This window comes from Pseudoxanthomonas sp. LjRoot204_2 (assembly GCF_056175765.1).
In genome coordinates, this window is sequence record NZ_JBGFFG010000091.1 from 1 (window position 1) to 9,785 (window position 9,785).

Sequence of the window (9,785 nt, forward strand, 5' to 3'; positions counted from 1 at the left end):
CTCCTCGAGATCGCCCGAGATCAGGTCGGCGATCGCCAGCCAGTGACGGCCGTCGGCGTGCCGGCCATGCCGCACCCCGGCGGTCGTGGCCACCTGCAGCGTTCCGCCACCCACGTCCCGCACCTGCAGGCCGGGCTTGGTCGCCAGCCAGGCAGCGGCCTGCGGCCCGCTGGCCAGGATGAAGTCTTCGCAGAGCGAACCGGCGGAGCTCATGCGTCGTCCCGTGCTGAGCCGATGGGCGACAGCGGAACGGCGCCGGCGTCGGTGGCCGGTGCCTGCAGGCAGCGGTCGTAGACGCGGGTCGTCGATCGCACCAGCTGCTCCACCGAATAGCGCTGGCGCGCCACCTGGGCCGCCTGTTGCGACAGCCGCTGGCGCAATGCCGCGTCCGTGCCGAGCGACTGCAGGCAACGCGCGAGCGCTTCGGCGTCGTCGCTGGGGAACAGCAGGCCGGTCGCGTCGTCCTCCACCAGCTCGGGATTGCCGCCTACGTCCGAGGCGATCACCGGGCAGCCGGCCGCCATGGCTTCCATGAGAACGTTCGACATGCCTTCGTACGAAGAGGGGAGGATCAGGAAATCGGCGGATTGCATCAGGGCGGCAGTGTCCTTGCGTTCGCCTAGGAAACGTACATCGGCGTCCAGACCGGCCGCCTCGCGCATCGCGTCGATGTCGCCGCGCAACGGTCCGTTGCCGGCCAGCGCCACCCAGGGGCGTTCATCCGCGGGAAGGCGGGCGAGGGCGCGCATCAGGCAGGCCAGGTTCTTTTCTTTCACCAGCCGGCCGACGAACAACGCGAAAGGACGGTCCGCCGGCGCGCCGATGGCCTGGCGCAGGGCCTCGCGCTGGCCGATGGGCAGGGGCTCGGGGGGCAGCATGCCGTTCGGCACCACGTCGATCCGCGCCAGCGGCACGCCCGCCCGCTGGGCCGCGGCGACTGCGCCGGCTCGCGCATTCGCGATCACCGCCGCCGAGCGCGACAGGATGAAGCGCTTGATGCGCCAGAAGCGTTCGGATTCGTCCAGGTACAAACCGCGGATCGACGCCACCATGGGAGGCCGCGGACGCGCGAGCCAGCCGGACACGATCGTCCACAGTTCCGCCGTCAGCGAGAACGCGTGGACCAGGTCGTAGCGCTGGCGGCGCAACAGCGCCGCGTAGGCCAGCACGAAGCGCAGGTCAAGCCGGCCACGCTTGGGAATGTGGTGCACCACGATGCCCTGCGCGCGCAGGTCGCGGACCAGGAACGACTCCTTGCGGAAGAACACGAGTTCCGCCTGCCACTGTCGACGGTCCAGGCCGCCGAGCAGGTAGGTGATCTGGCGCTGGCTGCCGCCCACTTCCATCTCGTCGCTTACCACCAGCAGCTTCCTAGGACGCATGTGCGACACCCTCCATCAGGTCCTGCAAGCGGCGTGCCTCCTTGCGCGCGTCGAACTCGCGCTCGACCTTGGCACGGGCTCCAGCGACGACCTGCCGTCGCAGGTCGGCATCTTCCAGCAGGCGCTGCATGGCATCGGCCAGGGCGGCCGGCTGCTTTTCGTCCACCAGCAGGCCGGTGGCTTCGTGCTCGACCAGCTCGGGAATACCGGACACGCGCGTGCTGACGACCGGGCAGCCGGTGGCCATGGCTTCCATCAGCGCCACCGGGATGCCGTCGCGGTTGCCGTCGGGCGCCACTTCGGAAGGCAGCACGAACAATGCCGCCTCGCCCATCCAGCGGCGCACGACGTCCTGCGGCTGCGCACCGCAGAACTCGATCCTGTCGGCCACGCCGCGGGCCTGCGCGAGCGCGCGCAGCGACGCATCCAGCGGGCCGGACCCCAGCAGGCGGCACTGGAAATCGACGCCGCGCGCCTGCAGCAGGGCGAGCGCTTCCACCAGCGTGGCGAAGCCCTTGATCGGGTCGAGCCGGCCGACGGTGAGGATCTGGTGCGGCAGGCGGCCGTCCGGCTGCCAGGGATTCGCGCGCAGGTCGACGCCGCAATGGATCACATGCAGCCTGTCACGCGCCTGCGCGGTCTCGCGTTCGCTCAGCCATTCCACGTTGAAGCGCGAAATCGTGACGGCGACGGCGGCATCCTGGATCTTGCGTGCGATCAGTTGCCGTTCGATGAAGATGTCGTGCGCGTGGCAGGTGAAACCGAACGGCACGTCCAGGACGCGCGACAGCGTCCAGGCGGCGGTAGACGGGTAGGTCGCCCAGTGCGCGTGCAGGACCTGCGGCTTGAAACCGTGCAGCCAGTCCACGTGCTCCAGCCCGCGCAGCCAGGCGGCGAGCGATTTGGCCAGCACCGATGGCGAACGCCAACTGTCGGCAACGACGCTGCCGAGGGTAGCGATGACGGCGCCGGGATTGCGCAGGAAGGCCTTGGTCGCGCCCCACAGTGCATGCAGCGGCGAACGCGGATGCCGCACGCGGTCCATCAGGGCCTGCGCATCGGCCTGCACCAGCGTCTCCGACGGCTTCTTCAGCGAGATGATCCGTACGTCGACGCCGTTCTCGATCAGCGCGGTGATCTCGCGGACGATGAACGTCTCCGACCAGCAGGGAAACAACGACACCACGTACACGGCGCGTTGCAGGGGAGGGTGGGCGGTCATCGGCGAACGTCTTCCAGTCGGGTGGTCTGCCAGAGGTGCGCCTCGGGATCGCGCAGGTAGTCCGCGAGGGCGAGCATGGCACTGGTATTGAGGCTGAGGAACGCAACGGCCAGGCGCACCGGCAGCAGCGTCGCCAGTCGCGGCCAGCCGCGACCGAGCACGGCGATGGCGTAGCCGGACAGCTGCAACGCGAGCAGCAGCGGATAGAGCATGCCGCCTCGCAGCGCCAGCGCGACGTTCGACAACAGCGCGAGCGCGAGCAGCCAGGGCGCGAGCAGGCGCAGCCACTTGTGGCCCCACAGCCGCCAGGCGAGCGGGTGAGCGCCCGGGATGGCCAGCGCAGGTTGCAGGTGGATCAGCTGGAAGTTTCCGGCCAGCGTGCGCCGCTTGCGGCGTTCCTCGTCGGCGGGATTGGCCGGTGTGCGGTCGAAGGCCTGGGCCTCGGGCACGAACACGGTGCGGTATCCCGCACGGGCGATGCCCAGCGGGATCCACATGTCGTCCAGCACGATGCCGCCGGGGATGGCGGGGATCAGCGTGCGACGTGCGGCGTACAGCGCGCCGGTGGCGCCCACCAGCGAACCGCTGGCGCTTTCCAGCCGCCGGATCGCCTTCTCGTAGCGCCAGTAGGCGTCCACGCCCTTGCCGTAACCATCGCCGGCTTCCAGCACGAGTTCGCCGCTCGCCGCCCCGACCGTGGGATCCGCCAGTACCGAGGCGAGCGCGCGCGCCGCCGCGGGATCGATGCGCTGGCGCACATCGTTGAACAGCACGATGTCCGCATCGAGCAGCGGCACCACGTTGCCCAGGCAGGCCGACTTGCCGCGCCGCTCGCCGAAGGCGAATACGCGGATGCGTTGCGGATCCCGTTGTGCCGCGAACCGGTCGCTGCCGTCCGTGCAGCCATCGCACGCCACGTTGATGCGCAGGCGGTCGTGCGGGTAGTCGAGCGCCAGCAGGTTGTCCAGTTTCGCGGGCAGTTCGCGCATGCCGTTGTGCACCACCAGCAGCACGTCGATCGTGGGCAGCGCGGCCGCGGCGTGGACCGGGCGCGGCCGGACGCGGGCCAGCAACGCCATCAGCAGCGGATAGCCTGCGTACGCGAACGCCACCAGGGCCAGCGATGCCCAGAACAGCAGGGTCATGCGCGCCGTCCCAGCACGCCGAGGGCACCGGCACGCAGGCGTTCGTAACCGGTGTCGCCGAGCATGCGCTTGGCGAGCGCCAGGCCCCGGTAGCGCAACCGCTCGTGGCCGATGGCCACCGGGTCGCGCCGGATCCAGCGCTGGAAGGTCACATGCCGCGTCGCCGCCGTCATCGCCATGCGGGGAAGCGGGCCCGTAGCGCCATCCGCGGCGGCGAGCACGCCGGGTTCCGACGAAAGCACGTGCGTGTAGCCGCACTCCCGTGCGATCGGCAGCAGGTCCTTCGGCATGCGGCCGCCGGGCGGTGCCAGCAGCGTGACCGGCGTGCCGATGCGCTGTTCGATCTCCTCGCGCGCGGCGGTCAGCGTGTGTCGAAGGCGGTGCGCATCGAGCTGGGTGAGGTAGACGTGGTCATAGCCATGCGACTGGATCGACATGCCCGCATCCGCCATCTCCCGCAGCTGGCGCCAGTCGAGGAAGCCGGGGGTGCCGACCGTGGCGGGATTGATGAAGAAGTCGGCGGTGATGCCGTGGCGCGACAACAGCGGCAGCGCGAGCGCGTGGTTGCTGGCGTGCCCGTCGTCGAACGTGACCAGTACGCGCGCCTGCGAGGTGCCGTCCAGCAACGCGGCGGCGCTGCTGCCACCCCCCGCGGACGCCACTTCGCGCATCTGTTCGTCGAACTCGTCCACCGCGAGCGTGTAGTGCGGATCCTGCCCGTCGGGCACGGCGCCGGTATGCAACGCGTGGTACATCAGCGCGACGACGGGGCCGGGTTCCACGGCTGGCGGGGTGGGGAGCGGCATGGCGCGGCGTCAGCGGTAGAACGTGACCGACAGGGCCACGACGTTCTCGACATAGTCCTGGCTGCTGATCGAGCTGTTGCGCTTGCGGTGCAGGTAGTCGACCTGCGCGCCCCAATGACGGCTGAAGCGCATCGCCAGGCCGGTGCCGAGGATGGTGTCGGTATCGTCGCGGTCGATATTGGTGAACTCGCGCTTGTAGCGCTGCGCCACGCCGGTCAGGCTCAGGCGCGCGGTCAGGCCGTAACGTGCGGAGACCGAGATGCCAGAGTTGTCGGCGTCGAAGCTCTCGTCGCGCAGGTAGCGCAGTTGTTCGACGTACGGTTCGGCCAGCAGCGTCAGGCGCTCGCCGGTGAACTCGTATCCCACGCTCGCACGTTTCTGCTTGAAGGTGTCCGGGATGATCTGCAGGTTCGGATCGCCCGGCTGGCCGACGCCCGGACCACCGGGGGTGCCCGGATCGGTGGGTTCGCCCGGCGCACCCACGCGCTGGATCAGGTCCTGCGAGGCGTCGCCGAACTGGTAGCTGGCCCGCCCGCTCAGTTGGCTGCGCGGCGCGACCTGCCAGCCTGCATAGCCGCGGAACAGCGCGCTGGACGTTCCATCCGCACCTTCCGGCTTCAGCCGCGAATAACCGGCGCTGACGTCGAGATTGAGCTTGGACAGTTCGCTCAGGTAGGTGACATAGGCGTCGTAGCGCTTGTAGTTGTAGAACTCGGAGATAGTGTCGTACTCGGTCTGCCCGGCCTCAAGATTGAATACCAGCGTGTCGGTGGTGCTCAGGGGGCGCAGCAGGCGTGCCGCGGCCGAGTAGCGATCGCTGTTGAACGTCTCGGTCTCTTCCGCCCAGCTGTTGGTGTAGCGGAGGTCCAGCACGCCGCGCATCGTCTCGCCGAAACGGGCCATCAGCGTCGGGCCTGCTTCGAAGACGTTGATCTTCTGCTGGTTGCCGGGAGTGAACGCGGCCAGCGAGTCCACCGACTGCTCGCTGAGGGAATCGCGGGCGTAGAAGGTCAGGCGCTCGGGCAGCAGCGTCCATTCCAGCTCGCCGGTGAACTCGCCGCGGGTATCGTCCTGGTAGACATCGTCCATGTAGTCCAGGTACTGCACGTTGCCGCGCAGCCGGGTGGTGAGCACCGAGCTGTCGTGGGTCAGGTCGAACCTGACCTGCGGCGAGAGGATGTCCTCGCTGATCTCGTTCGCTGCCTGCAGCACGATGTTGTCGCTATGCATGTAGCGCATGCTGACGTCGTAATCCAGGCGCGCGGCCTGCGCACCGAACGGCAAGGCGGCCGCGAGTGCGGCGCACAGGATGCGCCGGCGCGTGGACAGGGTACGGTGGAGGCTGTGGCGGGACGTGGCCATGGTTTCTTCCGTGCGCAGGTGGGTCAGACGCCTTCGTTGAACACGACGCCGGCGAACTTCTTCGGGTCGAAGTTCGCGGCCGCCTGGGCGATGGCGGCGGGCGTGTCGCGCCCGTAGCCGGCCACCAGCACCACGACATCGGCCAGTTCCGAGAGGATGCGGGCATCCGGCGCGCCGCGCACCGGCGGCGCATCCAGGAACAGATGGCAGTTGGGGTAGCGGCTGCGCAGCGAATCCAGCAGCAGGCGCATGCGGAAGGACGAGAAATACTCCGAGCCCGTCTCGCGCGTGCGCCCCGCGGGCAGCAGGCGCAGGCGCGGCACGCCGGTGTCGTACAGCACGCTCTCGGTGGTGCGTTCCTGGTCTTCCAGGTAGTCGACCAGGCCGCCCCCTTCGGCGGACAGCTTCATCGTGCGGTCCTGCGTGGGCTGGCGCAGGTCGCAGTCGATCAGCAGCGCACTCTTGGTCTCGTCGAACGCGACCGCCACGGCGAGGTTGCGCGCCACGAAACTGCCGCCGCTGCCGGGGCTCACGGGGGTCACGAGGGTGATGAAATTGCCCTCGGCCACGGACAGCAGCTGGGTGCGCAGCTCGCGGAAGGCGTCGACTTCGCGCCGTGCCGCATCGCTGCGGTAGATGGTGGCGCGGTCTTCCAGCTGCAGCGGGCTGAGGGCGGTGACCGGTGCGCGCGGCGCGATGGAACGGCTGGCGACGTGCTCGTCGCGGTCGCCCGCGGCGTCGTTGCCCAGCGGCCTGATCGGGTTGCTCATAGGACTTCCATTACCTTCAGCGTATAGGTCAGGCCGTACAGCAGCGGCACGGCGAGGAACAGCGACGCGGCCAGCGCGTAGCGCCGCAACGCCTTGCGCCGCCGGCGCCCGGTCAGGTACGCCGGCATGGTGCCGAGCACCGGCAGTCCGGCTTCGCGCTCGATCTGCAGCGGCGAGCGCACGCGCGGATCCAGCTTGATCAGCGCGAACAGCACGCCCAGGGGAATCAACAGTGCCAGGGCGATGCCGGCACCGGCCACGTGCATGACACGCAGGCCGCTCGGGCGCAGCGGCATCTGAGCGGGCTCCTGGATGCGGAAGCTCAGGCCGCGCTGCTCGGCGTCGAGGTTCATCGACACGCGGGCGTTCTCGCGGCGCTTCAGCAGGTCCTGGTAGAGATCGCGGTTGACCTCGTAGTCGCGGGTCAGTTCGGCCAGCGTGCTCTCCGACGAGGCGATCCGGTTGCTGCGCGCCATCTCGCTGGCCAGCATCTGCTCGGCGCTGCCGATGCGCGCGGCGGTGGCGGCGCTTCGACGGCGGGCTTCGGCCAGCTTGCTCCTCAATTCGCCGTACAGCGGATTGAAGGCGGCCGGGCCCTCCAGTGCCGTGCCCGCCGTGCGCGGCGCGTTTTCCTCGCGGCGCAGGTCTTCTTCCACGTCGCGGATCTGGTGCTGCACGCGCACCACGTCCGGGTGCTGTTCGGTGTACTGCAACAACAGGCGGTCGCGATCGGACTGCAGTTCGGCCAGGCGCGCGCGGTACTGGCCGGCGCGGGTCTGCACCAGGGTGATCTCGCTCTCGCCCGACAGCTGCGACTGCAGCGCGGCCTCCTGCGAGCGCAGGTCGATCAGTTCCATCCGCGCGCCCTCGATGATGCGGCGCAGCTCGCCGATGCGGGCGTTGACGTCGACGTCCGTACCCGGCCGCGCATCGGGCGTGCTCTGGCGGAAGTTCTCCAGGCCGGCCTCGGCGGTGGTCAGCTTCTCGTGGTACTGGTTCACCTGCGAATCGATGAAGGCGTACGCCTCACTGCTCTCGCGTTCCTTGGTGGCCAGGCTTTCCTGGATGACCAGTTCGGCGAAACGGCGGGTGATCTCGTAGGCCCGCGTGGCGTCCGAGTCGCTGTACGCGATCTCGATGAGGTTGGCGCGCGGGTTGCTGATGCTGGTGCGGTCGATGATCTTCTCGATCAGCTTGTCCTGCTCCAGCGGCGTGGGGTTGTCCTCCATCCAGCCGCCGGTCTTGAGGATCTCTTCCATCACGCGGCGGCTGAAGGCGACTTCGCGCAGGATGCTGGCGCGGTCGACGACACTGGTGGCGACTGCGCGGCCTTCCATCAGCGGCGCGATGATGTTGCGGTCTTCCACCAGGATGATCGTGGAGGAGGTGTACTTCTTGGGCAGCATCATGCCGATGACCAGGCCGAGCAGCGCGATGCCCGCGAACAGGCTCGCCAGCAGCACGGCGCGACGCTTGAACTCCTTGCTCAGCACCGGTACCGCATCGAACGCGGAGCGCCCCTCTTCGGGCGCTCCCCAGGCAGCGGACTGGTTCACAGGACGCGTTCCGGCACGGTGATCACGTCACCCGGGGCGACGGTGAAGTTGGTACTCAGGTCGCCGCGGTTGAGGATGCGGTCCAGCCGCACGGCGTAGCTCTGCGTGGCGTCGGCCGTCTTGCGGTACAGGTTGGAACGGTCGGGCGCGGCGAACTCGGTGACGCCGCCGGCGGCCAGCACGGCGTCCAGCACCGTCATGCCCGGGCGATAGGGGATCGAGACGGGCTGGCGCACCGCACCGGTGACGCGCACGCGCGACAGGTACTCGTGGCTGCGCAGTTCGGTCAGGATCACGGCGACCTGCGGGTCGCGCACGTAGGCGCCGAGCTTTTCCTGGATGTCCTTGGCGACCTCGGCGGGGCTGTGGCCGGCGGCCGACACGTCGCCCACCAGCGGGACCGAGATCATCCCGTCCGGGCGGACCGGCACGGTGATGCCGAGTTCCGGGTTGCGCCAGACCGACACCTGCACGATGTCGTCCACGCCGATCTGGTAGTTCTCGACGGCGGTGCTGGCCTGTTGCGGCGGTGCGGACTTGCTGCCGGCGTTGCCGGAGGCGCAGCCGGCGAGAAGAAGCGCCAGGACGACGGCCAGAAGGCCGGCGAAGGTGCGGTTCATGGAACATCCCCTGTGTTGGTGCGGATTGCCCCATACAACGCAGGGAGTGCCCGCGCCCGGCCACCGGACGCGGGCGAAAGGGCGGTCAGACCCGATAGAACTCGCGGTACCAGTCGACGAAACGGCGCACGCCCGTCTCGATGGGCGTGGACGGGTGGTAACCGGTGTCGCGACGCAGCGCTTCGACATCGGCGCAGGTGTCGGGCACGTCGCCGGGCTGCATCGGCAGCAGGCGCTTCTCGGCCTTGCGGCCCAGGCATTCCTCCAGCACTTCGATGTAGCGCAGCAGCTCCACCGGCTGGTGGTTGCCGATGTTGTACACACGCCAGGGCGCGCTGGACGAGCCGGGGTTGGGGAGCAGCGGGTCGTAGGTCGGGTCCGGGCTGGGCACCGTGTCGAGCGTGCGGATGACGCCTTCGACGATGTCGTCGACGAAGGTGAAGTCGCGCGTGTGGCGGCCATGGTTGAACACGTCGATGGGCCGGCCTTCGAGGATGCTCTTGGTGAACAGGAACAGCGCCATGTCCGGGCGGCCCCACGGTCCGTAGACCGTAAAGAAGCGCAGGCCGGTGGTCGGCAGCCCGAACAGGTGGCTGTACGTATGCGCCATCAGCTCGTTGGCCTTCTTGGTGGCGGCATACAGGCTGACCGGATGGTCCACGCTGTCCTCCACCGCGAACGGCAGCTTGCGGTTGGCGCCGTAGACCGAACTGGACGAGGCGTACACCAGGTGTTCGACGCCGCGATGGCGGCAGGCTTCCAGGATGTTGGTGAAGCCGACGATGTTGCTGTCGATGTAGGCGTGCGGGTTCTCCAGCGAATAGCGCACGCCGGCCTGGGCGGCCAGGTTCACCACGCGCTGCGGCTTGAAGTCGTCGAACGCGGCCTCCATCGCCGCGCGGTCTTCGAGCGAGGCCCGCAC

Annotated in this window: 10 protein-coding genes; all 10 read right to left on the reverse strand. The window is 69.0% G+C overall.

Annotated elements, in window-relative coordinates:
• The coding region (locus AC04L7_RS06260; protein WP_475512703.1) for a hypothetical protein at positions 1–213 on the reverse strand (213 nt) is incomplete at its 3' end.
• A complete protein-coding gene (locus tag AC04L7_RS06265) occupies positions 210–1,382 on the reverse strand; it encodes a glycosyltransferase family 4 protein (protein ID WP_296282585.1) in 1,173 nt (390 codons plus the stop codon). The genes AC04L7_RS06265 and AC04L7_RS06260, both read right to left, overlap by 4 nt.
• Positions 1,372–2,604 (reverse strand): glycosyltransferase, encoded by a 1,233-nt coding sequence (locus AC04L7_RS06270; protein ID WP_435999379.1) that lies wholly within the window; start codon positions 2,602–2,604, stop codon positions 1,372–1,374. The genes AC04L7_RS06265 and AC04L7_RS06270 overlap by 11 nt, the downstream gene beginning before the upstream one ends.
• Entirely contained in the window at positions 2,601–3,749 is a 1,149-nt protein-coding gene (locus tag AC04L7_RS06275) for a glycosyltransferase family 2 protein (protein ID WP_435999377.1), read from the reverse strand. Before AC04L7_RS06275 ends, AC04L7_RS06270 begins: the two co-directional genes overlap by 4 nt.
• Positions 3,746–4,555 (reverse strand): polysaccharide deacetylase family protein, encoded by an 810-nt coding sequence (locus AC04L7_RS06280; RefSeq protein ID WP_435999375.1) that lies wholly within the window; start codon positions 4,553–4,555, stop codon positions 3,746–3,748. Before AC04L7_RS06280 ends, AC04L7_RS06275 begins: the two co-directional genes overlap by 4 nt.
• 9 nt (positions 4,556–4,564) lie before the next feature.
• Positions 4,565–5,917 carry an outer membrane beta-barrel protein gene (locus tag AC04L7_RS06285; RefSeq protein WP_435999373.1) on the reverse strand — a complete coding sequence of 451 codons (1,353 nt, stop codon included), beginning with the start codon at positions 5,915–5,917 and terminating at the stop codon, positions 4,565–4,567.
• 23 nt (positions 5,918–5,940) lie between these two features.
• Positions 5,941–6,687, reverse strand: a complete 747-nt coding sequence (locus tag AC04L7_RS06290) for a P-loop NTPase family protein (RefSeq protein ID WP_296282590.1) — start codon at positions 6,685–6,687, stop codon at positions 5,941–5,943.
• Complete coding sequence (locus AC04L7_RS06295) at positions 6,684–8,243, reverse strand: XrtA system polysaccharide chain length determinant (RefSeq protein WP_296282591.1); 1,560 nt, start codon at positions 8,241–8,243, stop codon at positions 6,684–6,686. Before AC04L7_RS06295 ends, AC04L7_RS06290 begins: the two co-directional genes overlap by 4 nt.
• Complete coding sequence (locus AC04L7_RS06300) at positions 8,240–8,863, reverse strand: XrtA/PEP-CTERM system exopolysaccharide export protein (protein WP_296282592.1); 624 nt, start codon at positions 8,861–8,863, stop codon at positions 8,240–8,242. The genes AC04L7_RS06295 and AC04L7_RS06300 overlap by 4 nt, the downstream gene beginning before the upstream one ends.
• A gap of 85 nt (positions 8,864–8,948) precedes the next feature.
• Positions 8,949–9,785: NAD-dependent epimerase/dehydratase family protein (locus tag AC04L7_RS06305; protein ID WP_475512704.1), on the reverse strand; the 837-nt coding region annotated here is incomplete at its 5' end.